Origin of the sequence: Pseudoalteromonas sp. T1lg21, from assembly GCF_002964625.1 — a bacterium.
In the GTDB taxonomy this organism is placed as follows: Bacteria; Pseudomonadota; Gammaproteobacteria; order Enterobacterales; family Alteromonadaceae; genus Pseudoalteromonas; species Pseudoalteromonas gelatinilytica.
Window position 1 is genome coordinate 196,883 of the sequence record NZ_PQBX01000001.1, and the last position, 26,987, is coordinate 223,869.

Below are 26,987 nucleotides of genomic sequence, written 5' to 3' on the forward strand. Positions count from 1 at the left end.
AATTAAGCGAACAGGAACTGGAAAAAGAAAAAGTGGTGGATTAATTTAAAGAGCATGCAAAAGCATGCTCTTTAAAACTTATAACTCAAATGGTGCTACACCGACGGCTTTCATTTTATAGCCGACTTGGGCAATTTCACCAGACCAAGTTTCGGTGCTGATAACGCCTGTCACGACAATCGCATCGTAGAGGCTTTCGATTGGTACGCCGTTTTTAATCGTGACATGCACAATTTGATTTGGCGGCGGTGGTGGTACGTGAATACAAGCACCGAAGTAAGGTACCAATAAAAACTCGGTGATCACTTCGCTATCGCCTTCAAGTGGTACAACAAAGCCAGGCAAACTTACTGATTGACCATTAAGTTCTTTTACCACAGGTGCATCGAGGTCTGGTTGCACCCAGTTTTGCTCAGAGCTTTCATGGTTTGCTTGCGCTTGGGTGTCGATTTGCACATGACCTTTTGGAATTAAATCTTCCCAGAAGATTTCTTTAGGTGCGCCAGCATTAGCGCTAGCACACACAACTAATGCGACTAAAGCGACGAATTTTCGAAAAAACGGCATAACATTCCTTAAATTTTAATACTCATACCATCAGCAAGAGAGTAGAAATACGCACGGGTTGCAGGAATTAACCCAACAATAAAGCCTGCGACCATTATCGCAGCTAAGAGCATGAGTTCATAGGATGACAGTAAAGCAATATTTAGGCTTATTCCGGCATGGCTTTGCAAGTAATCTGCGCCGAGTAACATTAAAGTATAGAACAGTGCGGTGCCAACAATGCAGCCAAGCCCTGTTATAAGTAATGACTCGACACTGATCAAGGTGAATATATGCCATGGCCTTGCGCCCACAGAGCGCAAAATAGCAAGCTCTCTACGGCGTTGATTTAGGCTTGAAAGCAGGCTCGTTAACATGCCAAGTAAACTGATCAGCACCACGACGATAGAAAATAACAGCAAGATTTTTTCAACAATAGACAGCATTTCCCAGAGTTCACGCAAGGTAACCCCCGGCATGATGGCTAGCAGTGCTTCATCTTTGTATTGGTTGATATTACGACGCACTTGTAAGGTATAAAGTGGTGAATCAAAACCAAGTAAAAAAGCGGTTATTTGTTTTGGTGTGCCAACTAAATCAACATCATCATGCTGGTCATGGTCATGGTCATGGTCATGGTCATGGTCATGGTCATGGTCATGGTCATGGTCATGGTCATGGTCATGCTCATGGTCATTTGCATCAGCCTGAGCGGGTTCATGCTGATGAGCATGACTGCCATGAATCGCGTCTATTGCTGCAAGTGGAATATGCAGGGTTTTATCAACAGGTGTCCCCGTTGGTTTTAAAATACCGACCACTTTAAATGGGTTATCGTCATGGTTATGAAAGCTGGTATTGCCCATGCCGTGTGCAATCACCACTTCATCACCAAGTTGATAGCCAAGGGTATTGGCAACCTCAGCACCTAGTACAACCTCAAATAAATGATTAAACTCATGACCTTGTAAAAAGCTTAAAGGCTGCTTTTTAGCAAAGCGATAGTGCTCAAAATAGTCTTTATTTGTACCAAGTACAGCCAAGCCTTTATGGCTGTCGCCAAGCGACATAGGTATAGCCCATTTTACACCTCGCTGCTCAGAGATGAATTGATAGCTTTTCCAACTCACGCCATTGTTTGCATGACCAATGCGAAATACCGAAGACAGCAGTAGTTGGATGTCACCAGTACGCGCACCAACAATTAAATCAGTGCCAGAAATTGTATTGCTAAAGCTACTTTTAGCATCGACCCGAACCCGTTCAATCGACATGAGTAGCATCACGCTTATGGCTATTGTAAACAAAGTGAGTAGGGCGCTGGCTTTACGGTTTAATAAACTTTTTGTGGCGAGTTTAATGAGTAGCATCTGTGCCTCCTTGTAACTCGACCAGGCTGATACTTCGGGTAAATAGCGTTTGTAATGTTTCATCATGACTAACAAAAATTAGCGTGCTATTTGCTGCGCTTGCCTGCTCAAATAACAATTTTACGAAGGCTTGGCGATTTTGTGTGTCGAGTGCTGAGGTAGGTTCATCTGCAATGATAATTTCAGGGCTGCCAATAAAGGCGCGTGCTGCGGCAACTCTTTGTTGCTGACCAATACTCAGCTGTGCAACTGCTTGATGTTGCAAGGCGTCGTTTAGTCCTAAAGCAGTGAGTAAGCGACTTGCTTCCGCTGCTATTGTTGCACTATTTTTTAGAGCGTTGTTTTGCCTTTGTTTTGAAAACTGGCAACCTAAGGTCACGTTTTCAATGGGCGATAAATAGGGCAGTAAATTAAAGTTTTGAAAAATATAACCAATATGGTCGGCACGAAAACGGTCACGTTTACTATTACTCAATTGGTTTATCGCTTTACCAAGAAGCACGATATTGCCCTGTGTTGGCACTGTGACACCAGCAAGCAGGGATAATAACGTTGATTTACCACAACCACTCGGACCGTGAAGAAAAACATGCTCGCCTTGATCAATATCTAGCTCAGGAATATTGATCGTCGGCTCAGGTTGTTTTGCGTGCCATTTGAAAAGCACATTTTCAAGCGTGATCATAACGACCTATGAATTGTTACCATCGCCAGTAATTTAATTTTCTACGCATTTTAAAATTACGAATAAAATTACGTGGTTTCGGCTTAAGTGCAGGATTGCTCAATAGTAATTCATTGCTAGCAGCAAGTACACGTTGACTCGATAAGCCGTCTTGGTATGGATGCAGTTGCTGGCAGAAGTGTTCGATTTTCGCCATTAATTCAGCAGGCTTACCCAGTGCGTAGTCGATAGCACCCTCTACTTTATTGGCATCAGTAATATCTACTAAATGTTCACCAGCACCATGATTACAAAAGGTCACGACAGGTTTTCTTTGTAAGATAAACATAAGTAAAATTGATGAGGTATCACATAGCATGACATCCGCTGCTTGTAGTAGTGGTAATACGTTATCAGTCTCGACAAAGGTTAGATTGTCGTTTTGTAGAGCCTTGTATTGTTCAACAAGCTCGCTTGGCATTTTTGGGTGAAATTGCACCAAAATTCGCCACTTGCCTTGCTCACTGTATGCTTTTATTTGTTTGTATAATTTAGGTGCAAGAGAAAGGCGCTTTGAGAAAGTCGAGCAAATCAATAAGGTTTTTCTGTTGTCATCAGGGTTTTTGTATGGATTGTTTTCAATCTCACTAAAATAAGGATCGAGTGTTGGCCAGCCCGTTTCTTTTACTTTAAAGAATCCATGTTGCTGGGCAAGCTCTAAAAAAGTCGTCGTAGTTGTCGGCCCTTGCGTGCAATATAAGTCGAAGCAACCTCGAATATTAAAATGGTTATCAACGCCATTGTTGATGCGTTTTCCCGAATTAAATCCATGGAAAACAGCCACTTTTTTGCCTGGTATGAAATCAGGTACCACATTCCCTGGTACATATACAATATCTGGACGCCACTCTATTACTTCTTTGAGTGATTTTATGCTTATTTCATCTTGATGAAGGAAATGTGAATTTACTTCATCACCATAGAAAAACCAGCGAACTTCACCGCCACGCGCTAAAATCTCCCGTTGTAGTGGGCGTAAGATCGCGTACGAATAGTTCTGTGAAATAAACATTAAATATTTTTTTTCTGCGGTAGCTGCTAAGTAATCCAAGAAAACCTCCTATTGCGAGGGCACTAGTATAGCGAAATAATGTTTATGACAGCAAAATTACTGAAAGTTTAAATTTTTATGGTTTTTATTACATCCGCAGGCTGATGATGATAGTGCAATGATTGAGCTTTCAAGGCGTCTAGATTATTATAGGCGGCCATAACCCCAATCCCATACATGTGCTCACAAGAGCATGCCAAATACTATCGGAGATAGCATGACTAGCTATAAAGTTTTAGACGTAAACGATGATTTACCGATCCGTACCAAAGGTGCGGTACACAGTGGTAAAGTGCGTTCAGTTTATTGGTTAACTGATGAAGACAGCGCTCGTTTAATTAATGAAAAAGGTTACCAAGTTCCAAAAGGAACTGAGCTAGCTATTATGGTTATTTCTGACCGTATTTCTGCGTTTGATTGTATTTGGCAAGGAGAAAACGGTTTAAATGGTGTGCCTGGTAAAGGTATCGCGCTAAACTCTGTGGCATCTCATTGGTTTAAGCTATTTGATAAAGCTGGCCTTGCTGGTAACCATATTGTTGATATTCCACACCCTTATGTATGGATTGTACGTAAAGCAAGTACAGTAAAAGTTGAAGCCATTGCGCGCCAATATATTACTGGCAGCATGTGGCGTGATTACGCGAAAGGTACGCGTAATTTCTGTGGTATTGATTTACCAGAGGGCTTAGCTGCGAACCAAAAGCTAGATGACGTGTTAATTACGCCATCAACCAAAGGCATTATCACAGGTGTTGCAGATATTCCTGCAGTCGATGATGTAAATATTACCCGTGAAAACATCACGAATAACTTAGCTGTTTTTAACTTCAAGTCTGAAGATGATGTGGCTAAATATGAGCAATTACTTGTTGAAGGCTTTAAGCTGATTAGTGATGAACTTGCAAAGCTTGATCAAATCTTTGTCGATACTAAATTTGAATTTGGTTATGTTGAAGACGTTGATGGTTCAGATAAGCTTATCTATATCGATGAAGTAGGTACACCTGATTCATCACGTATTTGGGATGGCTCAGCTTACCGCGACGGTAAAATCATTGAAAACTCAAAAGAGGGTTTCCGCCAGCTATTAATTAATAACGTGCCAGACAGCGACGTGTTATTAAATAAAGACCGTATGGGCGAGCGTGAGCAGCTTGCTAAAGACTACACCTTGCCAGAATCAGTGATGCTTGAAGTGTCTGATACCTACGTTGGCATTGCGAGTAAAATTATTGGTCAAGAAATCACGATTCCAAGCGACCCACGTAGTGAAGTGATCGCTATTTTAGATAAAGAATACGGCTTAATTAAGCACAATTAATTGTCGTTTTTTAACTTAGTCATGTGCTAAGTCAATATTATTAAAGCCAAGTTAGTTTTCTAGTAAAACTGCTTGGCTTTTTTCTTGCTTTTCATATCCTCTCTCATTAACTTAAGCTAAGATTAATCTATACTTATTAGCAAACTAAGCTAAGCAAGGTCTAATTATGACGTTTTTTTCGCATTGTGCCCGCACTGTATGCTCTTTTGTAGTTCTTTGTTGCTCAGCAAATGCTTTTGCTGGTGATATTTCATTTACCGTTCGTGACCAGTTTGGTAAGCCGTTAGCTGATGCTGTAATCGAATTAGAAAGTAATGCGAACTTACCGAGCACGCAATTACCCATAGCGATAATGGACCAGGTTGATAAACAATTTTCACCTAATGTATTGGTCATACAGCAAGGACAATCTGTTGATTTTCCAAATAGCGATAATATCCGTCATCATGTTTATTCTTTTTCGAGTGCTAAACCTTTCAATATTAGGCTTTACGCTGACCGTCCAGAGAAACCAGAGTTGTTTGATAACTCTGGGGTTGTAGTCCTTGGCTGTAATATCCACGATTCTATGGTGGGTTATATCTATGTCGCAAACAGCGCTAACACACTAAAAACAGCAGAGGATGGCAAAGTACAATTAAAAGGGATTACTTTACCGGCCAGTTTAACTATTTGGCACCCAAACCAAACCAGTGAAATTAACAAAAAATTATCGGTTACTGTAACTGAGCAAGTTGCTGATATTACAATTAATACGAATGAACCTGCACCGCGTAATACGTTTGGTGAGATGTTTAAGGCAGATAATGATTCATAGTTTAAGAGGGCGTATCATAGCCTTATGCGTAAGCTTGGTTTTATTAACTAGTTTAGTCAGTTTAGCGAGCTCTTGGTGGTCGACTAATCGCTTTAATGATCAAAAGTTACGTGAAGATATTAATGTCGCTGAAAATGTTTTTAAGCAATATTTAAGTGCTAAAGAAAGCCTGCTATTAACAGCCGCAAAGGTACTCACCGCAGATTTTGGCTTTAAGCAAGCAATCGCCACTCAAGATGCTGATACTATCAGTAGTGTACTGAATAACCACAGTCGTCGTATCAATGCTGATTTGATGTTACTGATTGATTTATCAGGGCAATTGGTTTCTGCAAATACTGAGTTTAACCATACGCCAGATGAGTTTTCTGCACTGATGAATGAATTACTCATTAATGCAGAACAATCAAATTTCATTGTACTTGACCAAACCCTTTACCAAGTAATTTTACTGCCAGTACGTGCGCCTCGTACTGTTGCCTACAGCCTTGTGGGATTTGAAATCAACGACCTAGTTGCAGCAGAGCTTAAAAACCTCACCACAATGGATGTGAGTTTTATTGGTGAAGAGGATGGTGTTGTAGAGACATCACTCACCAAGCAGCCACAAAGTGATTCAGTGTTAGCGCATTTTAATAACAAAACAACCCAGCGAATTTTTGGCGAAAAGCCTGTTTATAGAAACCGATTGGTTGAACTTCCGTCGTTACCAGGTCATTTTGTCTCAGTGTTGTTAAGTGCCGATTTAACGCAAAGTTATCGTGAGTTTGAGCAGTTGTTTTTCACTATAATTGTGCTTGCTGCTATCACGGTTGTCATCGGTGTGCTGGCCAGTGGGATTTTGGCCAAAAACCTGACCACACCGCTTTCAAAGCTTACCCTACTTGCTCAGCAATTTGCGCGAGGTAATTATAAAGCTGAATTTGTAGGTAAAAAACAAAGTAGCGAAATCACTACCTTAGTCGATGCATTTAATAACATGGGTAATGACATACAAGAGCGTGAGCAGCAAATTAGTTTTCAAGCCAGCCATGATTCTTTAACTGGCTTTTATACCCGTTCTGCGATGTTAGAGAGCATGGAAAACTTGTTTGTTGAAGGGGCTGAATACACACTCGTTGCTATTGATATACGCGGTCTTCGTCATATCAATGATAAATTAGGCCCGCGTATTGGTGATGATTGTTTAAAAGCCGTTGCTGAGCGAATTGGCGAATACTCAGCTCATCATAATGGGGTGAATGCTCGGATTGGCGGTGACGAGTTTTTAACTTTATTGCCAGCAGATGAAACGAAACAATTTAAAGATGCAGTAATGAAGCTGGTTACTCAGCTACAAGCAGGCTACTTAATTCAAAGCTTGAATATTACGTTACGCTTTAGCGTTGGGGTAGTGCATTGTCTTTCACAAAATGTCAGCCCTGAGGACTTAATGCGTCGCTCGTTAATTGCCGTTGATACCGCATCCTGTGAGCATAAAACCATTCACTATTATCAAGAAGGTGAAGACGAAGAGCACCTTGAGCGCCTTGCTATTATCGATGAACTTAAGCAAGCCCTTGTCGATGATGATGGTCAGCTGTTTATGACCTATCAGCCAAAACTAAATATTAAAACCAATTGTATTGATAAAGTTGAGTCGTTAATTCGTTGGCAACGCAAAGATGGTCAGTGGGTTTCACCAGAGCTGTTCATTGATTTAGCTGAGCAATCGGGGGTGATTGTTGAGTTAACTTCTTGGGTTGTGAAAACCGTAGTGTCTCAAGTTGCTGCATGGCAACAGCAAGGTATTACTATGCAGGCTGCGATTAATGTCTCTGCACAAGATATTGCATACCCAAGCTTTTACTCACACCTTGCTAAACAACTTGAGAAACATGCTGTTAATGGGCGTTTAATTACGATTGAACTTACAGAGCGAGATATGATTGAGAACGAAGAGCAAGGCATTAAGGCACTCGAAAACCTTAAAACCTTGGGTGTTAAAATCTCGTTGGATGACTATGGTGTAGGGCAAACATCGCTTGGGCGCTTAAAGTCATTACCGATTGATGAGCTAAAGCTTGATAAGTGTTTTATTTTGCAACTAGACCAGTCACGTCAAGATCAATATATAGTGCAATCGACGGTGACTTTAGGTCATCAGTTGGGCTTTTCGGTTGTAGCGGAAGGCGTTGAGAACAAAGATTCACTGGATATTTTAGTGCAAAACAAATGCGATTATGCTCAAGGGTATTATTTAAGTAGGCCACTAAAATCAGAGCAGTTTTTGCAGTGGTTAGAGGTGTACAATGAAGCGTCTTAATTGGTTGTTTGGGTTAACATGCCTTGCTTTTGCAAGTTCTGGCTTTGCGGCGTCAGGTAAATTATTAGCAACACCCGGAGTCTCCCAAGTTGAAGGTAGTGCGGGTGGTGGTATTGTCCCTTGGGCGCAGCTTGCAGGCTATGCAAGTGATGATGAAATAGCAATAAATGGTTTTTGTAGCCGTGCAGATGTGAGTGATTATCGCCTAGATGTTTGTGGCGCGCAGCTAAATATTTATGATCGCGTTGAATTTAGTTACGCAGAACAACGCTTCGAAGTTCCGGCGTTAAATACTGATATTGAGCAATCAATTGCAGGTGCAAAATTGCGCTTATACGGCGATATCGTTTACAGTAAATGGCCGCAGTTGAGCTTGGGTGTGCAACATAAATCACTGGATGACGGCAGTATCGCAAACCTACTCGGCGCCAAAGACACCAGTGGTACCGATATTTATCTTGCTGCCAGTAAATTACACTTAGGGGCGCTTGCTGGGTATAACTGGTTTTGGAACACCACCTTTCGTTATAGCGATGCTAATCAGCTAGGCTTGTTAGGCTTTGGCGGCCCTGATAGCGATAAAGAATTGTTATTTGAAGCATCTACTGCAGTGTTTTTAACCCATCAAATAGCTGTGGGTGTTGAGTATCGTGAAAAGTCCAATAACCTTGGCTTAGGAGAGCAAGATTGGCAGGATGTGTTTGTTGCTTGGTTCCCTAACAAGCATGTTAGTGTGACCGCAGCTTGGTTAGACTTAGGAAGTATTGCTGGGGCTGAGGATCAAACAGGTTGGTATCTTTCTGTAACAGGGTATTGGTAATGATGAAAACACTTTTTACATTTGTATTTGCCGTTATGTTAGTTGGTTGTGCGAGTAGCAACAATAGCACCTTGTATCAGCAAATTAATGGTGAGCAAGGAGTTGAAAAGCTGGTTGATAGTTTTATTAATCAAATTGGCCGTGACGAACAAATTTTAGCTTATTTTAAACAAACGAATGTTGCCCATTTTCGCCAAGGTTTTATTACTCATTTGTGTAGCGTCACAGATGGCCCTTGTGAATACAAAGGCGACAATATGGTAGATATCCACACGGGAATGAACATCCCTGAAAAAGACTTTAACCGCGTAGTAGAGCTTTTGATTAATGCTATGGACGAGCAACAGATCCCGCAAACAGTACAAAATAAGATTCTTAGTCGCTTAGCACCGCTGCGCCCTGAGGTAATTGATATTTAGCTAGAACAAACTTTAATTGTGGGCTGAAACAAAAATGTAATTTATGTACAATAGCTCTTGGTTGAAGTTATTAAGTTGTAAACAATGCGGTTATATTTTGATGTTCAGCATCTATATTACATTCCACAGTACTTGCCTGTTTTAAAGGAGTTAAAAACAAAAGGCTACCATGTTTTCATGGTTTTCTATGAAGAGCAGGATGAGCGAAGTCGTGCTGTATGTTGTGACTTTATAGATAAAAATGCAATAGTTGCAAAGTGGTTAACAAACACAAGTGAAACCTTTGACTTTTATCAGAACTCAGATGCAGATTGGGTTGTATTTGGTAATACGTTTGCAGGTGCTGAGAATTTAAATAAAAAGACTGTACTGATGCAGCATGGAATTGGCCCAAAGCAGTGTTATTACGACGTATCGAACAACAAGATGACAGTGCGGTTTGTTGAAGGTGAACACCGACTTCAACGTTTAAAAACACTCTATCCTGAAGGTAACTTTATTGATAGCGGCTACGCAAAATTAGACCCTATTTTTAATCAGACTCTTGGTACTATAAGCCTCAAAAATCTAGGCCTAGATCCAACAAAAAAAACTTTGCTGTATGCGCCTACTTTTTATCCGAGTTCTTTAGAATGTTTCAGCGATGATTTCCCTGAGCATTTTGATGAATTTAATATTATCGTTAAGCCTCATTTCTTTAGTTTGTTTAAGAAAAAATATAAAAAACAACGCCTAAAGCTTGAGAAGTGGGCTAGCGCTAAGAATGTTTACCTTGCTAATGAGTTCGATTTTGACCTTACTCCTTTTTTAGAACTTGCTGATATAATGATTTCTGATGCATCGTCAGCCATATTTGAGTTTGCAGCATTAGAAAAGCCTGTTATCTGGTGTGATTTCTATAAGCTGCGCTGGTCTTACAGAGGTATTTTTTCTTATAGGTTAAAAGCTCGACTTGATGAAGATATCAAATACTTCAATGAGCTATGTACTCGTGCAGGAAGTTATAAAGATTTAAAGCAGTTATTAACTTCAAGTGTTAACGAAACAGCCGAATTTAAAGAAAAAAGAAAAGAAATAGTCTATAAACTGGCAGGTATTACGGATGGTCACTCTGCTAAGAGAATTGTATCTTATTTAGAGGAGCACCAATGAAACGGGTAATTACATTTGGCACGTTCGATATTTTTCATGTGGGACACATCAATATATTAGAACGAGCTAAAGCGTTAGGAGATTATTTAATAGTTGGTGTATCTTCCGATGAACTAAACTTCTCTAAGAAAGGTCGAAAGCCCGTATATAGTGAAGCTGATAGGCTGAAAATTATTAGTTCATTGAAGTGTGTCGACGAAGTATTTGTAGAGCATTCTCTAGAATTAAAAGGTGAGTACATAAAAGATCATCAAGCCCATTTGCTAGTTATGGGGGACGATTGGGCTGGTCGATTTGATCAATTTAGCCAACTTTGTGATGTAACTTATTTAGAGCGTACTCCCTCTATCTCTACAACAGAAATAATAGAAGTTGTGAGGCAACCTTCAAACTGTCATTTATAATTAATAAAATAGCTGTATGCGCTTACGTTAAATCAAAAATAAGATGTGTATATGGCTTTTTTATTTATCTCTCGCAACAATGTGCACGCCCGCTATTACAAAGAACTGACTAGGAAACTGCCTTTAAAGAGTAAAGTGCACTGCATGGGCTTACCTAGATTTACTGCTTTAAAGTATTTTAGCAAGGCAATACAAATTGATTTTAGTAAAATAATCTCGGAGCAACTATTACGTAAACAAGCGCGTAATAGTTTATGGAATAACCCGCTAATAATTAAAAGTTACTCTGCTTTGATGCTGCTTGTGGAGCGGTGTCGGTTCGCTAAGTATTATGATTTATTGAAGTCAGAATCGCCACAAGCTTTAGTCATTTGGAATGGTAATAAATTACCGAATGTTACTGTTTGTATGGCTGCTAAGGCTTTAGGAGTGACCACCTATTACTATGAAAATGGGTTACTGCCCGGAACAACAAGCTTAGATCCAAAAGGTATTAATTTTGCGGCTTCTGTACCGCGAGATAATCAATTCTATTTAAACTTTGATCCGCAGGGGAAGTTGCCATTTTCTGCGCCTGATTTAATTCCTAGAGCGAACCATAAAAAGCGTTGTAAGTTTGACGCTATCGAGTTACCCAAAAAATACTTATTTGTGCCATTTCAAGTTCCACACGATACTCAAATAGCTTGTTACTCTCCTTGGCTTAAGTCAATGGAAGAGTATTACGATGCTGTTGTTTCAGCTGTAAAACAGTTAAATGATCCAGAACTTAAAGTTGTTTTTAAAGAACATCCTTCATGGCATAAGCACTATGAGCACTTGTACGATAGAAATGATGTTGCCGTTTTTGCCAACGGAAATTGTACTCGAGAACTTATTAATGGTGCTGAAGCCGTTATAACTATTAACTCGACAGTTGGCTTAGAATCTTTATTACTTGATAAAAAAGTGATTACCTTGGGGCTTGCTTGTTACAACATTGATGAGCTCGTACTACACGCAAGTGATCAAACTGCCTTGATTAAGAGCTTGGAAAAACTACAAAATGGCTGGCAGACCAACAGTATTCTGAGAGATAAGTTTTTTACCTACTTAAAGCATGTGTATTGCTTGCCTGGTGTTTGGAAAGAATGTACAACTGAGCATGTTGAAGCGGTCGAAAAACGCTTAACTCAACAAGATACATTTGCACAGCTATCGCAAAAGGAAAGCTAATGAAGAACATCGTCTCGCCAGAATGGCTTAACGAGCATTTAAACCAGGATAACTTGGTTATCTTCGATGCAGGAATGGTACGTCCTGGTTTACCGGGTGAGTATGCGCCTAAGGCTATGCTTCCTAATGCACAGCGTTTTGATTTCAAGAAGGCGCTAGCAGATAACAGTAATCCTGTACCAAGCATGATGTGCAATAGCGAGCAGTTTGAAGAGCATATGCAGCTTGCTGGTGTTAACCAAGACTCTCTAGTTGTGATTTATGAAGACCAAGGCTTATTCAGTTCTGCCCGTGCGTGGTGGATGTTTAAAGCAATGGGCTTTGATAATGTAAAAGTTTTAAGCGGTGGTTTGGCTAAGTGGCAAGCACTTGGCTTTGCAACACAAGCAAGTTATTCAGCTGCTTCTGGTCAAGGCAACTTTGTTGCCAGCCCGCGTGTTGATTACTTCATCAGTGCTGAGCAAGTACTTAACTCACTTGATGAACAAAGCACACTAACACTTGATGCTCGCCCTTATGAGCGCTTTACCGGTGAACACGCTGAGCCGCGCGAAGGCATGCGCAGTGGTCATATTCCAAATAGTCGCAGTTTATCTCTTGCAACAGTGCTAAATAACGGTGAGCTTAAATCGCTAAGCGAGTTGCAGGCATTATTTGAGCAACATATAGCGCCGCATCACACCCAGTTGCAGTTTAGCTGTGGTTCAGGTGTAACCGCTTGCGCAATTGCATTGTGTGCCGATGAATGCGGTTACGCTAACTTACGTGTTTACGATGGCTCATGGAGTGAGTGGGGCGCTCGTCACGACTTACCTATTGAAACAGGCCCACATCAATAAACTCAGCGTAATTTTGCCAGCTGCCGATACTGTTTTTATTCAGTGGCTGGCGAATTTGCTTTTTACTCGCCGTGGCTGATGCTGCATTGTTTTTATAAAAAGTAAGGCTGTTTTCCTGCCAGCTTAAATCACAAAACGCATAGAGCTTTTGAGTTTGTAGGGTCGGCTCTGCCACCAATTGCTCATAGCTTTGCAAAAAAACGTTCTCAGGATACTTGTTGGCAAAATGACTGACTAATACCGAGTAATCTTGATGGAACGAGGCAATATCTTCAAGTGTAAAACTATAGTGATGGAACACACTTTGCGGGCTATACATCTGCCTAAAATTGGCAATGCTGCAATCTTGCCAGTCCCGCTGCATACAAACGATTTTTGCATTAGGAAAAGCCGCTAAAATAAAATCAATATAGTAAAAGTTAAATGGCTGTTTATCACAACTTCTTTGGCCACCACTTAGCAGCTGGGCTCTTTGTTGATAGCTAGTCAGTGCTGTCTTTATCGCCTCAGATTCATATGCCTTATCGAGCATTTCGCTGTCAATCACACGCGCGGATTGCGTGGCGTGTTGTATCAATTGCGCAATATCATTTAATTCCCCAATGCCTCGTAGCTTTGAACTTTGATTAAGGATTTTCTCAACTAAGGTTGTACCAGAGCGGGGCATGCCAACGACAAAAACTGGCGAGAACTCAGAGTCACTACTTTTAATTGCTTGCTGCTTGCTCTGGGTAATCAGTTTTTGACAAAAGTGGCGATGCTGTGTGGCTTGATAATTAAGTTTACCGGCTATTGCTTGCTTACTTTGTGCAAAGTATTTAAATGCATTTTTGTAGTCATTGAGGTGCTCATAATTAAGAGCAAGACTATGAAAATACACTTGTTGGTCAATAATGCTTTTTTCTCTATCCGCCAAGGCTTGTAGTTTTTGAATATGTTGCTCTGCATCTATAACAGTATTGAGTTCAGCCTGCGAATAGTGGGCTTGATAAAAACTAGCTTGCTTTGTGGTTAGTTGCTGTAACAAGCTTTTAGCTTCATCGAACAGTCCGTGAATTTTATAACACACCGCCAAATTATAGCTAATTTGTGGGTTATCTTTATTGCGTTGGTAGGCTGCTTGTTGAAAGCTAAGGGCGTCGTCATAATGCCCTAAACGGGTCGCAATATTGGCTAATGTATCAAAGTCAGCGGCACCAAAGTCAGCTGTTTGTAGAGCGCTTTCATAATGCACAGCCGCATTACTTACTTTGCCTAACAGTACGTATAACTTGGCAAGTGCTAAATGATAAATCGCAAAAGGGGCTAGGATTATCGCTTTCTCAAGTAGCTTAATCGCTTTGTTGATATCGCCAGCTGCGGTGTTGACTTCGCTGAGTAAAAAGTAACAAACGTGGTCTTCAGGATTTTGTTTTAGCCGCTGCACAAGTAAGTGATGTGCATCGGTTAGTTGTTTGTTGCTTAACAACTGTTGGATATGAGCGCGAAGCGCTTGTTGGGTATCATTTAGCATAAGCGCATAGTATACCAATTCTCCATAATACTTAATTATTTTCAGGCTTATACCAATCCCAATAAAAGCCCTGCCTAAAGGAGGCAAGGCTTTTATGGGTATATTTAATTACAGCTCAAAGTTATAGCTAAACTTCACACCGATAGTACGAGGCGCGGTGGTGTAGTGACCATAAACACGCTGTAGCTCAGGTAGCTCTTTGTTAAGCTCAGCATATTGCGACATACCTGCCCAAGACTTATCACGACGTACAGAAGTGAATGCATATTTATCGAATAAGTTGTCTACGTAAAGCGTTGCAGACCACATATCGCCAGTAATTTTGGCAGATAAGTTACTTAGTGCATAACCTGGTAATACTTCGCCGTCTGCTTTTAAGCCTACTTTGGTGATTACATCACTTTGCGCTGTGATACCGTAGTTTACGCTTAATAACTTATCACCTAAGACATCTTGCTCGTAACGAAGACCAAACGAGAATTGATGCTCAGGAGCACCTGGTAAACGGTCGCCTTTAGCACCATCATAGTAGCTTTGGTACTGCGCTAAGTCATCGCCTAACACGCCAAATAAGTACGGCGCATCTTCGGTCAATTCAGCCTTTGCATACGCGTATGTCGCATATGCAGCCCAGTTGTCACCAATCATTGCACGAGTAGAAAGCTCAACACCTTTTGAATTAGCAGAGCCTGCGTTCGAGGTAATTAGCTCTTGGCCATTTACAGTGCTGCTACCTACTTGCGCATCTTTCCAATCAACATTAAATAGTGCTGCATTGAAGTGTAGGCGGTTACGTAACCATGATGACTTAAAGCCTAGCTCATAGTTGACCGTTGTATCTGGTTTGTAATCTTCTTCGTTTGGCAGGGCACAAACTATTTGTTGCTCAGGTAATACATCAGGGCAAGGAGCAATACCGTTACCACCACCAATACGGAAGCCTTCACTTACAGTAAAGTAAGCAAGAATACCGTTATCAAATGTGTAATTAGCATTAAACTTAAATAAGTTACCGCTATCGCTGGCACTAACCGTTTCCATATCTAGATTAGCAAGTGAATCAAAATCCCCTGAGTAAAGCGGTGTAGCAGAACCTGATGTTGTAGAAACATCGTATTCGTAAAAACGTGCACCTAGAGTTACATCAAGCTGATCTGTAATGCTGTAGCCGATTTCACCAAAAAGTGCTTTTTCAGTGGTTTCGCTATCTGAAATTAGAATGTACTCAAGGTCTTGTTCAACATTAGGGATACCGCCACCCCAATATTCAGTCAGACCTGGCGTGTACTCACGGTCATCTGAGTGACTTTCTAATTTGTTATAGAAGCCACCTACGATCCAGTTAAAAGCGCTACTACTATTTGAAACTAAACGAAGTTCTTGCGTGAAGGTATCGCGCTCAGAGGTGTCGTGTGTGTAGCCAACGAATGAAGGGAAGTCGGCATAACCTGACCAAATATCGTAAAGTAGATCGGTTTGGTCGCGCTGACCTGATTGCTCATAGCTAGACCAACCTGATGCAGATACCAGCTCAGCAAAACCAAGATCCGCTTTAATCTCTAAGCTTAATAAATCGTTTTCTTCTTCGCCTGGCTCAAGTACACGGGCAACGTTTTCGTACTTTCCTGGGATACCTTGTAGCGCACTGCTATCAGCAAGTGAGCCGTATTGCGATGTTGAGTTACCGCCATTTTCTTGTTTTTGATAGAAGTAGTTAAGCGTTGCATCTACATCTTCGGTTGCAAGCCAACGCAGTGATAAACGTGCTGTGGTGATTTGCTCATCGTTAACATCGCTTACGCTTTTTAAGTTGGCATTTACATCGCTGCTGTCAGAAAAGTCAGGATTCGGATTTGATACACCTGGCTCTTGAACCACGTGCGTGTAGTCAATGTAACCCGGGTTATCGTAATAATTTAAGCTAGCGCGAAGAGCTAGTTTTTCTTCAATTAGCGGAGTGTTGAATACCACGCCAAACTCACCGCCTGTGCCGTCACTTTCGTTAATGCTAAATACATCACCTGTTACCTGACCTTCTGTTAAATCTAGATCGGGTTGCTTAAGCAAATAACGGATCGCACCGCCTAAAGTCCCTGCGCCATACAGTGTACCTTGTGGGCCAATTAGCACTTCAACACGGTCAACATCAGTTAAACGTAAGTCGATGCTAAGTGGAATTTCACCAACATAAGTGGCTACTGTGCCACTATCAGAAATACGGTCAGAGGTATTTGTGTTTAAACCACGAACGATAATCGGAGAGCCTTCACGACCACCTTGATCAGAAATTGTTAAGCCAGGTACCCAACGCGCGACATCTTCAAGATCACCAATGTTTTGATCGCTAATTACATCGCCGTTTAGCGCTGTAATGTTAAGTGGCGCATCTTGCACTGAACCTGCACGTCGTGTTGCAGTGATTTGAATAGTTTCAATTGATTTATCAACTTCGATAGCATCTTCAGCTGCAAACGCCATATTGCTATTGAATAAAACCGCAGAAATTGCACTTGCAAGTAGAGCAGGCTTAAAGGTGTTCATGATTGATTCCGATTTAGTTACAGTAAATTTATGCTTAAAAAATAGACGTTATTAATAGTTTAAGCTTAAAAATGATTAATTTAGTGAATTTATATCCAATTATAATGTATTTTTATTCTTTTCGTCCATGCAATATTTGCAATTAAATGCAAACTAATTGAATAAATACTCTACCTGAGGGTTAGTTATCGGAATAAGGACAGTGAGTGCAGCCATTACTGCAGCAATGGCCGCGTTTTAAAAAGAACCAGCGGCTAAATACCATGTAATTGTTTTGCATGGTGTAATCAAGATTTTCTATTAAATTTCCTTGAGAAAAATAAGGCTTAGCAAAGGCTAGTTGCTGTTCTAAAGGTTGTTGATAAAGTTTAGATAAAAATGAATTTATCTTTTTTATAGTACAGTCTCGGCATAAACACTCTGTTGCTGCCTCATCGAGTGGTAAAATGTTGGGCAGCTCGTTACACCAGCAGGCATTAATATTATCAGCTTGGCAGTGAAGGGTTGCTTTGCATTGTGAGCAAGTAAGGGTTGTCATTTAGTAAAAAGATGCTTTGAGATTGAAAAGGTAAGCATAGCAAATGGATAAATTAGACGCATTAGATGAGTTTGCCCGTTTTGGTGATAATCGATTTGAGGCAATCTCAGTGATTACAAGCACTCCTGACACACAAGGTGATGTGTATATTCTTACGCAAGACGTTTTCTGTCAGGTTTTACAGCGTGTTATCGATGGCGAAATAGATATCGATGAATTAGAACTTTGGGCAAATGTAGTAGAGTCCAGACAAGATATCGACGAAAGTGCCGTTGAGGGGGCTATTTACGCTTTAAGCAATAACGAGCAAATGGGTGAGTTGAATAAAAGTATGCTAGAGAAGTTATTAACGATAATGCAATAGCATGATGGAAGGTAAGCACGAAAGCTTTAAGCAAACCTTAAAGCTTTCGCTTACGAGCCAATGGGTTAGTGAGAAACCACAATTAAACGAATTGCATCCAGTTTAACTTGCGCTTTTTCAATGTAAGTAGTGAGTTCACTACGTTGCTTATCAAAGAAGCTAAGCTCTTCATCACGAATATTCGGGTTGATCTGCTTAAGTGCTGTTAAACGAGCTTGCTCTTCACCGAGTGCAGTTTGCATTTTCTCTAGTGATTCAGCGCGTAGTGTTTCAAGCTTGGTTTGTGCCATGCCTTGTGCGCTGGTGATCATTGGGTGAATGGCGCTTTGTAGTGCACTGGCTAACTTACTTGCCGTTTGGCGACCAACCGCAGACAACTGCTGGTTGAAGGCATCAAAGGCAACATTGTCGGCCAAGTTATTGCTGCTCTTATCTAATAAGATACGAATTGGCGTAGGCGGTAAGAAGCGACCAACCTGCAACGCTTTAGGTGCCATCGCCTCAGCAATAAAGATCATTTCAACAAAGAAGGTGCCAGCAGGTAACTTTTTGTTTTTCAATAACGCCACAGAGGCAGTACCAAAGTCATCATCACAAATCATATCTAAGCTGCCTTGCACCATAGGGTGGTCCCAGCTGATGAAATGCGCGTCTTCTTGCGAAAGCGAGGTGCTACGATCAAACGTTACTGTGATGCCATCATCTTTCAAGCATGGGAAAGATGGATTTAGCATGTGCTCAGTTGGCTTTAAGATGATGGTATTTTCACCTTTATCCTCTTGGCTTACACCAAAGGTGTCGAACACATTGATCATATAACTTGGTAGCGTGAATTGATCATCTAACTCTTCGATATCAGCAACAAGACTTTCAGCTCGTCCTTGGCCACTTGAGTGCAGCTCTAATAAACGGTCACGACCACTTTCCATTTGTTTACGAAGCTTAGCATTTTGGCTGGCAACTTGTTCTAGTAGTGGGTCTAGCTCTTCTTCGTCACAGTTGTGTGCACCAATAAACTCAAGTAGTTCTTCGCCATACTCTTTATACAGCATTTGTCCTGTTGTCGATGTTGTTTCAAACGCATCTAAACCTTCGTTGTACCATCGAAGTAATACTTCTTGTGCGGTGTTTTCGAAATACGGTACGTGGATGTTTACGTCTTGCGTTTGACCAATACGGTCAAGACGACCAATGCGTTGCTCGAGTAAGTCTGGATTAAGTGGTAAATCAAACAGTACTAAGTGATGCGAGAATTGGAAGTTACGACCTTCAGAGCCAATTTCAGAACAAAGAAGAATTTGTGCGCTGTCGTACTCATCGGCAAAGTAAGCTGCTGCACGGTCACGTTCTACAATCGACATGCCTTCATGGAAAACTGAGGCTTTAATTGCTTCACGCTCACGTAAAATCTGTTCTAGGCTAAGTGCGGTTTCGGCTTTAGCGCAGATAAGCAGTACTTTTTCGTGTTTAAGGGTTTTTAATGTTTCGATTAACCAATCAACACGTGGGTCAAATGCGCCCCAACTGGCATTTTCACCCTCAAACTCTTGGAATATTTTTTCAGGGAATAAAGCGCGAAGAGCAGTTAGCTCTGCATTTTGAATACCAGCCATGTTACCCAGTACTGACATCGCCGTTTTATATTGTTTAGGCATCGCCATTGGATAAGCATGAAGTTTACGGCTTGGGTAGCCATCAATTCCGCTACGGCTATTTCTAAATAAAATACGACCTGTACCATGGCGGTCTAGCAGCATTGATAAAATTTCGTTACGTGCCGTTTCATCACCTTGCTCTGCTTTGGCTAAAAGCTCTGTGATATCAGTTTCTTTTAATAGCTCTTTTAATGTTGCTCTAGATGCATCATCAAGGCCTTTTTCACCCAGTAATTGGTTAGCAGCTTCGGCAACCTCTTTGTAGTTACTTTCTTCTTCAACAAACGCATCGTAGTCGTAGAAACGATCTGGGTCGAGTAATTGTAAGCGGGCAAAGTGACTGCGGTGACCAAGTTGATCTGGCGTCGCAGTTAATAAAATAAGGCCTGGAATGTCTTGGCTTAACTCTGCCATACGTTGGTATTCAGTGCTTGGTTTACCATTGTTGATACTTAAATGGTGCGCTTCATCAACCACTAATAAATCCCAATCAGCCAGCGTAGCTTGCTCAAACCAGCGTTTTTTCTTGCTTAAGAACTCAAGGCTAGTAAGTACTAACTGTTCTGTTTCGAATACGTTTGGGGAGTCTGCAAATGCCTCATCACAACGTTCTTCATCAAAGATTGAAAAACGTAAGTTAAAGCGGCGTAGCATTTCGACTAACCACTGATGCTGTAAGTTTTCAGGCACAACAATCAATACACGGCTAGCACGGCCACTGATGATTTGCTGGTGTAAAATCATACCTGCTTCAATGGTTTTACCTAACCCCACTTCATCAGAAAGTAATACGCGCGGCGCAAAACGTTTACCCACTTCTTGTGCGATATAAAGCTGATGCGGAATAAGGTTTGCACGTTGACCAATTAAACCTTTCAAAGGTGATTGCTGGCGCTCAAACTGGTGCTGCCAAGTTTGGTAGCGCAGCGTATAGCGGTCAAAGCGGTCTACTTGGCCTGCAAATAAACGGTCTTGTGGTTTATTGAATTTGATAAAGTGATCTAAAAAGGTTTCTTTTAACTGCGCTTTTTCACCATTATCAACGCGAGTGCCGTGATAGCATAGTAACTCGCCTTGCGCTTCAACAGACTCGACTTCTAATTCCCACTCTTCAACGCTGCGAATAATATCACCTGGATTAAATGCGACACGAGTAACAGGTGCTTCTGTTAAAGAATAAACTCTGTTTTCTCCACTGGCTGGAAATAAAATGCTGACCTGACGGCCTTCAAGGGCAACAACGGTGCCTAATCCTAAATCTGACTCAGTATCACTGATCCAACGCTGACCTAAGGAAAAATTCATGTATGTCTCGTCTATGAAGAAAAAAGGCGGCTATGTTACCTGTAACGCCATGCTACTTCAAGGCAGTAAACTCGCCGCACACAATTAAATTTAGTCAACCTTTTTAAGTCATTATTAAGGGTAAAAATTGTATGTATTTTAACCAGTTAAATAATTGTATATTTGTTTGTCATAAAAAGGACTTTTGTCGTAAATAGACTAAACTGAGTATATACCTGACGAATAAATCATAGCTTCATCCGCCGCTTGTTTAGTTTATTGGGTATAGCATAAAAATCATAAAACGTAAGGAAAGTGCTATGGAAAAAGCTTCGAACCTTGATAGTAAAATGTATGTGCTCGATACCAATGTATTACTCCACGAACCCCTCGCTTATTTATCTTTCCAAGAACATGATGTCGTTATCCCGATGACAGTATTAGAAGAGCTCGACCATATTAAAGATAGGAAACATGACGTCAGCCGTGACGCCCGTGTTGCTATTCGTGGTTTAGATGAAGTGCTAAAGGACGCTTCTCCAGAGCAAATGTTGCAGGGTGTCGCGCTCCCTAGTAATAAGAAGGCTAAAACAGAATCTCGTGGTCGCTTAATTATCGTTAATGACCATTTATTTGCAGACAGTATTTCAGGGTTACCTGGCAACGAAAACGACCATCGCATTATCAATTGTGCTGTTCATTTACAGAAGCAACACAGCGATAGCAAGGTTGTGCTTGTCACCAAAGACATCAATATGCGCCTCAAAGCGAAAGGGGCAGGGCTTAAATTTGTTGAAGACTACAGAACAGACCAATTAATTGACGACATAGCGTTGCTAACTAGCGGCTATAAAAAAATTGACGGTGATTTTTGGCAACAGGTTGGAGAATGCGAAACAGAGCAGCAAGGCCGAGATACCTATCATCATGTGGCAAAAAGCACGATTAGCGATGTGTTCTGTAACGAATATATTTTAGATGAAAGCGACCACTTTGCGGCTCGAGTAACAAGCTACGATGATAAACAAATTACTTTAAAAGATATCAGTGTTGAGCGTTTGATGAGCCATACCGCGTGGGGTGTTAAACCAAAAAATGTGTATCAAGGAATGGCACTTGATGCGCTGCTTGACCCAAGCATTGAGTTGGTGATTTTAACTGGCCCCGCTGGCTGTGGTAAAACCTTGCTCGCCCTTGCCAGTGCGCTTGAAATGATTATTGAAAAAGGCATTTACGATAAAGTTATTGTCACTCGTAATACCCCAGAGATTGCTGAGTCGATTGGTTTTTTACCGGGCACCGAAGAAGAGAAAATGGCGCCGTGGTTAGCTGCTATCACCGATACGTTAGAAGTGCTGCATAAAGGAGATGAGAATCCGATTTCAAGCCGTAATTACATTATGGAAAAAGCCAACGTACAGTTTAAATCGGTAAACTTTATGCGTGGTCGTAGTATTCAAAATGCTGTTGTTATTTTGGATGAGAGTCAAAACTTAACCGCATCACAGCTGAAGACCATTATTACTCGCTGCGGTGAAGGCACTAAACTCATTTGCTCAGGTAATCTAGCGCAAATTGATAGTAACTACCTCACGCCTGTGACCTCAGGCTTAACCTATATTGTTGAGCGTTTTAAAGATTTTGAGGGTAGTGCCACTGTTAACTTAAACGGTGTAGTACGTAGTCGTTTAGCCAGCTTTGCTGAAGAAAATTTATAACTTGCCAGTATACCTATGCCTCGTTAACCTAGCTGTTACCGAGGTAAGGTACTTATAAGCCAGTGAATTTTTTACCGTTAAAGCATTACTATCGCTCTTTAGCAGTGGCACTTATTGTGCCGCTGCTGGTGGCGTTTTTTTTGTGTTTACACTTATATAATTTAAAACTTGAGCGGGCGATAGAAAGCAGGCAAAACGGTTTTAATAATATCTCAGCTCAACTTAGCCATGCGATGAGTGCCGCAGATGGCCTCATTGACACCATGTTTAAACTCTACGAGCAGCCACTTTCTTATGATTTTGATCCTAGTTGGGCGCGCAATGTGAACCAGTTTGATCATTATTACTATCAAACCGTTGGTGATGGAGTAGGCGAGATAGTTGGGCAAGGAAAGTTTGCCTCAACCGCTTATGCAATTAATCAATGGCGACGAGTAATTGCCCTTGGTCCGTCTTTTAATACCACGCTGTCACTTATTCAATCTTTAGAAGCGGTTGCTTATGTTAATGAGCAAGGCTTTGTTTATATTAAGCGACGTAACACAGCAAAAAGTGAATTTTTGACCAGTGTGCTAGATAACAAGTTTCGGCCTCTATTAGTGAATAGCAACAAGCTTGCTTCGAGCCCCGTGTTGACTATTAATGGCCATGCCTACTTTGCAATTGGTAAGCAACGAGCAGCCAATAGTCGTGATTACATCGTGTTGATTTATGACCTTAAAGCAATTTCTAACTGGTTAAAAAAAATATCGCCTAACTATGGTGAGTATATTTTTATCAACCAAGATAACCAAGTTATAGCCAGCTCAAAGACACAACTTAACACTGCCGTCAGTGCTAGCGAACATTGGCCTAATGTCGCTGTAGATATGCGCAAAAATAACCACAGTCATTTAGTGCAAGAAGCAACAAACTTGCCTATTTACACTCGTTTCTATGAATCAAAGCAAGCCCTGAGTGAACCTGTAGGCTACGACATTTTTTTAGAATTCGCATTTTTGAGTGTGTTTTTAGTGATGATGTTCAGCGCTGTTTTTTGGTTGAGTCAGCGTATTTTTGTAAAACCAATGACGCACTTAATGAATTATCTTGAGCAGCATGATGAAGGCAAACAAGCGTTAGTTCATTATCGTATTCCAGTTGATTGGCAGCCTTGGTTCAGCCGTGTGAAAAAGGTGTTTAGCCGTAATGAAGAGCTCGTCCAATCTTTACAAGAGGCAAATAAAGCGCTTGATTCGCAAGTACAGGTAAAGTCAAAACAATTACGCCGTAGTATCGATGCGAAAGAGCGTCACTTAGCGTTATTAAATACCATGCTTAATAACGTACCGGATCTCATTTATTTTAAGAATATTGATGGCTCGTTTTTAGGCTGTAATAAGGCGTATGAGCGCTATATTGGTTTGCCACAAGAGAAGCTTGTAGGCCAGCAGTTATGTGATATTAGTGATGATAAGGGCGTGTTAAATGAGCTTGAAAAACAAGTACTCAAAGACCGCCAAGCTTATCAAAAAAGATTGACCACCGAAGATAACAGTTATCTATTTAGCATCGTGCCATTTTATAACGAGCATCAGCAGTTTCTTGGCACCATGGCGATTGGTCGTGATATTACCGAGCAGCATAATGCGCTGAATGCATTACAAAGCTCCGAAGCAAAATTACGCAGTGCCATGGAATATGCTGCAAATGGGGTGCTGTTGGTATCGCTTGACGATCAGGTGCTGCAAGCAAACAAAGCGGCACGTAAAATCTTTGCAATTGAAAACGCCAATGATCTTAAATTAATAGACTTATTTGCTGAACAGTCTTATCAGACGTTAAAAAATACCCTGACAGAGCTATTGCATGAGAAGAAAAAAGTTTATCACTTTAGTCTTGAACAACAAGAGCAGCAGCGCTGGCTACAAATTAGTGTGTCATTAGTTTGGAATGCTGAGCAAACACCTGATTACTATGTTGTTCATGTACAGGATGTGACGGATTTAGTAAAAGCAAAAGATGATGCTGAGCGGGCAACATTAGCTAAAAGCCGCTTTATTGCTAACCTCAGTCATGAAATACGCACACCACTTAATGCTGTATTAGGCTTAATTGATGTTATCGCTTTACAAGGTTTAACACAGCCGCAGCGCAACCATGCCGAACAGGCAAAATCAGCGGCCAATAGCTTACTAACTTTACTGAATCGTATGCTCGATTTTGCCCGCGCCGAAAGCTCGCAAGTGCAAATTAATAAAGCCCCTTTTAGTGTGCCTGACTTAATCGACTACTGTGAGGGGATTACCGCTCCTTTATGTGCAAATAAAGATATCGAATTTAAAGTTGAATGCGATAAAAGCATTAGCGATAACTTGATGGGTGATCAGATTTGCTTGCAGCAGGTATTAGCTAATTTACTGACAAACGCAGCCAAATTCACCGAGCAAGGCACAGTAATATTAAACTTAATGTTGGTAGAAGAGTCAGCTGAGCAGCAACTCATTTGTTTTACTGTTAAAGACACGGGCATTGGTATTAGCAAGGCAGATCAAAGCCGCTTATTTGATGCATTTACTCAAGGTGATGAATCATTAACGCGCTCTCATCAGGGGGTGGGTCTAGGCTTAGCGATTGTTAAGTACGAAGTTGCGTTAATGGGAGGCGAAATTAAACTTGAAAGCGAAAAAGGTAAAGGCAGTGAATTTTGCTTTTGCTTACAGCTTGATAAAGCCGCAGAGCCTGTGAAAAAAGCGCTGGTTTCACTGCCTTCAAGTACTGACTTATCAGGGCTTTTAGTACTCGCTGTGGATGATAACCCGCTTAATTTAAGCATTATTAAAAGTATTCTAGAGCAAATTGATGTCACCGTTGTGTGTGCAAAAAATGGTGAAAAAGGCATTGAGCTGGCAAATAGCTTAAGGCCCGATCTCATTTTTATGGATATTCAGATGCCAGAGATGGATGGTTGCCAGGCAACGCGTATTATTCGTCAGTCATTCACCAAAGAGCAAATGCCGATTTACGCACTCACTGCACACAGTGAAAGTGAGGATATTGAGCATTCAATCGCGGCGGGGATGAATAAACACCTAACTAAACCGATTGTTGCTAGTAAGTTGTTTTTAGCAATGAGTGAACTTGATAACACAAAAGAAGTCTTTTTTGATCAAGCTTTTATACTGTCTCAGTTTGCAAACAATACTAAGTTAGTATTAACTATGTTATCAAAGTTTGCGACTATGGCAGCAGAGCAGTTATTACAAATCTGTACATTAAAAACTACCGATGAGTTGGTCCGTGTGGTTCATAATGTAAAAGGGTCAGCCGGAAATCTCGGTTTTAAGCGATTGTCAGCGTGCGCTCAGCAATGTGAAGCTAGGCTTAAGGTAGATGGCGAACTGCCCGAACAATTAAATGATGAGTTGCAATGGCAAATAAAACAGGTCATCGCATTTATCATCGAACAAGGATCTACTGATGTTGAAAAGAGCCAAGGTACTGATTGTTGATGACGATCCGTTAAACCGCTTGGTATTAGAGAAAACATTGCAGCAAGACTATGATGTTTTTTGTGTTGGGAGTGGCGAAAAAGCTCTGACGTTTTTAAAAACGCAGACTGTTGATTTGTTGATCTTGGATATTGTGATGCCAGGCATTGACGGCTACGAAGTGCTTACTAAGTTAAAAGAAAGCGCAACAACCAGTATGCTGCCCGTAATATTTATTTCTGCCAATACCAGTCACGATGATGAAGCCAAAGGCCTTGAATTAGGCGCGATGGATTACATCACTAAACCATTTAGTGCTGCTATCGTGCGTGCCCGAGTGCGTAACCAGCTGTTGATCAAACAAAAAAATGACTTACTCGAAATGCTCGCCTCAATTGATGGCCTAACCGAGATCCCAAATCGACGTTATCTGGATGAAAATTTAGCACGAGAGTGGCGTCGTTGCCGTCGGGATCAAACCCCGTTATCGGTGTTACTGATGGATGTTGATCACTTTAAACGTTACAACGATTGCTATGGTCACCGAGCTGGTGATGATTGCTTAAAACAAATTGCTCATGCCTTAGTTGGGGCGTGTGAACGAGGCAGTGACTTTGTTGCGCGTTATGGTGGTGAAGAGTTTGCGGCAGTGTTACCCAATACTTCAGTGAAAGAGGCTATCTCGTTTGCAAATAAATTGCGCAATGCCGTGAATGAGTTAAACATTCCACACAAAGCGTCGCTAAATGCTGACCATGTCACAATTAGTATTGGTATTGCGACCACTGAAAATGGTCAGGTTTATGCTGAGCAAACCTTACTAGAGGAGGCTGATTTAGGTCTTTATCAGGCTAAGGATGCAGGGCGAGATCAGATAGTATCGAGAATGATCGCAGTAAATGAACATGAGTAGGCGAT

21 protein-coding genes are annotated in these 26,987 nt (G+C 41.1%); 13 read left to right on the plus strand and 8 right to left on the minus strand.

Annotated features, from left to right (window positions below; all coding sequences use genetic code 11):
* Positions 1-78 precede the first annotated feature (78 nt).
* Genes C2M25_RS00955 through C2M25_RS00970 form a run of 4 tightly spaced genes read right to left on the minus strand, consistent with a single transcriptional unit; the run spans position 79 to position 3,691 of the window.
* A complete protein-coding gene (locus C2M25_RS00955; RefSeq protein WP_105180160.1) occupies positions 79-567 on the minus strand; it encodes a DUF3299 domain-containing protein in 489 nt (162 codons plus the stop codon).
* A gap of 8 nt (positions 568-575) precedes the next feature.
* Complete coding sequence (locus tag C2M25_RS00960) at positions 576-1,916, minus strand: ABC transporter permease (protein ID WP_105180161.1); 1,341 nt, start codon at positions 1,914-1,916, stop codon at positions 576-578.
* Entirely contained in the window at positions 1,903-2,601 is a 699-nt protein-coding gene (locus tag C2M25_RS00965) for an ABC transporter ATP-binding protein (protein WP_063702002.1), read from the minus strand. Before C2M25_RS00965 ends, C2M25_RS00960 begins: the two co-directional genes overlap by 14 nt.
* A gap of 16 nt (positions 2,602-2,617) precedes the next feature.
* Positions 2,618-3,691, minus strand: coding sequence for a CDP-glycerol glycerophosphotransferase family protein (locus C2M25_RS00970; RefSeq protein WP_234003511.1), 1,074 nt, complete (start codon positions 3,689-3,691; stop codon positions 2,618-2,620).
* Positions 3,692-3,908: 217 nt separating this feature from the next.
* Here C2M25_RS00970 and C2M25_RS00975 point away from each other — a divergent pair, with 217 nt between their 5' ends.
* From C2M25_RS00975 to C2M25_RS01015, 9 genes are all read left to right on the plus strand, one after another.
* Positions 3,909-5,015 (plus strand): phosphoribosylaminoimidazolesuccinocarboxamide synthase, encoded by a 1,107-nt coding sequence (locus C2M25_RS00975; RefSeq protein ID WP_063702004.1) that lies wholly within the window; start codon positions 3,909-3,911, stop codon positions 5,013-5,015.
* A gap of 166 nt (positions 5,016-5,181) precedes the next feature.
* Complete coding sequence (locus C2M25_RS00980) at positions 5,182-5,832, plus strand: methylamine utilization protein (RefSeq protein WP_063702006.1); 651 nt, start codon at positions 5,182-5,184, stop codon at positions 5,830-5,832.
* Positions 5,822-8,137 carry an EAL domain-containing protein gene (locus C2M25_RS00985; protein ID WP_063702008.1) on the plus strand — a complete coding sequence of 772 codons (2,316 nt, stop codon included), beginning with the start codon at positions 5,822-5,824 and terminating at the stop codon, positions 8,135-8,137. The genes C2M25_RS00980 and C2M25_RS00985 overlap by 11 nt, the downstream gene beginning before the upstream one ends.
* Positions 8,124-8,957, plus strand: coding sequence for a DUF3034 family protein (locus C2M25_RS00990; protein ID WP_105180162.1), 834 nt, complete (start codon positions 8,124-8,126; stop codon positions 8,955-8,957). Before C2M25_RS00985 ends, C2M25_RS00990 begins: the two co-directional genes overlap by 14 nt.
* On the plus strand, positions 8,957-9,376 hold the full coding sequence (locus C2M25_RS00995) for a group I truncated hemoglobin (protein WP_105180163.1): 420 nt from the start codon (positions 8,957-8,959) through the stop codon (positions 9,374-9,376). Before C2M25_RS00990 ends, C2M25_RS00995 begins: the two co-directional genes overlap by 1 nt.
* Before the next feature lie 84 nt (positions 9,377-9,460).
* Positions 9,461-10,528 carry a CDP-glycerol glycerophosphotransferase family protein gene (locus C2M25_RS01000; protein ID WP_105180164.1) on the plus strand — a complete coding sequence of 356 codons (1,068 nt, stop codon included), beginning with the start codon at positions 9,461-9,463 and terminating at the stop codon, positions 10,526-10,528.
* Positions 10,525-10,932: an adenylyltransferase/cytidyltransferase family protein gene (locus C2M25_RS01005; RefSeq protein ID WP_054561010.1), complete on the plus strand. Its 408-nt coding sequence runs from the start codon at positions 10,525-10,527 to the stop codon at positions 10,930-10,932. The genes C2M25_RS01000 and C2M25_RS01005 overlap by 4 nt, the downstream gene beginning before the upstream one ends.
* A 51-nt stretch (positions 10,933-10,983) precedes the next feature.
* A complete protein-coding gene (locus tag C2M25_RS01010) occupies positions 10,984-12,147 on the plus strand; it encodes a capsular polysaccharide export protein, LipB/KpsS family (RefSeq protein WP_105180165.1) in 1,164 nt (387 codons plus the stop codon).
* A complete protein-coding gene (locus C2M25_RS01015; RefSeq protein WP_063702016.1) occupies positions 12,147-12,986 on the plus strand; it encodes a sulfurtransferase in 840 nt (279 codons plus the stop codon). Before C2M25_RS01010 ends, C2M25_RS01015 begins: the two co-directional genes overlap by 1 nt.
* Here the strand turns inward: C2M25_RS01015 and C2M25_RS01020 are convergent.
* The 3 genes from C2M25_RS01020 to C2M25_RS01030 form a co-directional block, all read right to left on the minus strand.
* Positions 12,961-14,499, minus strand: coding sequence for a tetratricopeptide repeat-containing sulfotransferase family protein (locus tag C2M25_RS01020; RefSeq protein WP_063702018.1), 1,539 nt, complete (start codon positions 14,497-14,499; stop codon positions 12,961-12,963). The two genes, C2M25_RS01015 and C2M25_RS01020, sit on opposite strands and share 26 nt — an antisense overlap.
* Before the next feature lie 108 nt (positions 14,500-14,607).
* Positions 14,608-17,040, minus strand: a complete 2,433-nt coding sequence (locus C2M25_RS01025; protein WP_105174517.1) for a TonB-dependent receptor — start codon at positions 17,038-17,040, stop codon at positions 14,608-14,610.
* A 181-nt stretch (positions 17,041-17,221) separates the two neighbouring features.
* A complete protein-coding gene (locus C2M25_RS01030; RefSeq protein WP_082874001.1) occupies positions 17,222-17,578 on the minus strand; it encodes a DUF5522 domain-containing protein in 357 nt (118 codons plus the stop codon).
* Between the two features lie 43 nt (positions 17,579-17,621).
* Here C2M25_RS01030 and C2M25_RS01035 point away from each other — a divergent pair, with 43 nt between their 5' ends.
* Positions 17,622-17,942, plus strand: a complete 321-nt coding sequence (locus tag C2M25_RS01035; RefSeq protein ID WP_105174518.1) for a hypothetical protein — start codon at positions 17,622-17,624, stop codon at positions 17,940-17,942.
* 65 nt (positions 17,943-18,007) lie between these two features.
* Here the strand turns inward: C2M25_RS01035 and rapA are convergent, their stop codons facing one another.
* On the minus strand, positions 18,008-20,902 hold the full coding sequence (gene rapA / locus C2M25_RS01040) for an RNA polymerase-associated protein RapA (RefSeq protein WP_105180166.1): 2,895 nt from the start codon (positions 20,900-20,902) through the stop codon (positions 18,008-18,010).
* A 299-nt stretch (positions 20,903-21,201) separates the two neighbouring features.
* On the opposite strand from rapA, the gene C2M25_RS01045 reads away from it, so the two are divergent.
* From C2M25_RS01045 to C2M25_RS01055, 3 genes are all read left to right on the plus strand, one after another.
* Entirely contained in the window at positions 21,202-22,599 is a 1,398-nt protein-coding gene (locus tag C2M25_RS01045) for a PhoH family protein (RefSeq protein ID WP_105174520.1), read from the plus strand.
* Positions 22,600-22,661: 62 nt separating this feature from the next.
* The gene (locus C2M25_RS01050) at positions 22,662-26,090 is read left to right on the plus strand and encodes a response regulator (protein ID WP_105180167.1); all 3,429 of its coding nucleotides are present in this window, start codon (positions 22,662-22,664) and stop codon (positions 26,088-26,090) included.
* Positions 26,059-26,982 (plus strand): diguanylate cyclase, encoded by a 924-nt coding sequence (locus C2M25_RS01055; protein ID WP_105180168.1) that lies wholly within the window; start codon positions 26,059-26,061, stop codon positions 26,980-26,982. Before C2M25_RS01050 ends, C2M25_RS01055 begins: the two co-directional genes overlap by 32 nt.
* Positions 26,983-26,987: the final 5 nt, after the last annotated feature.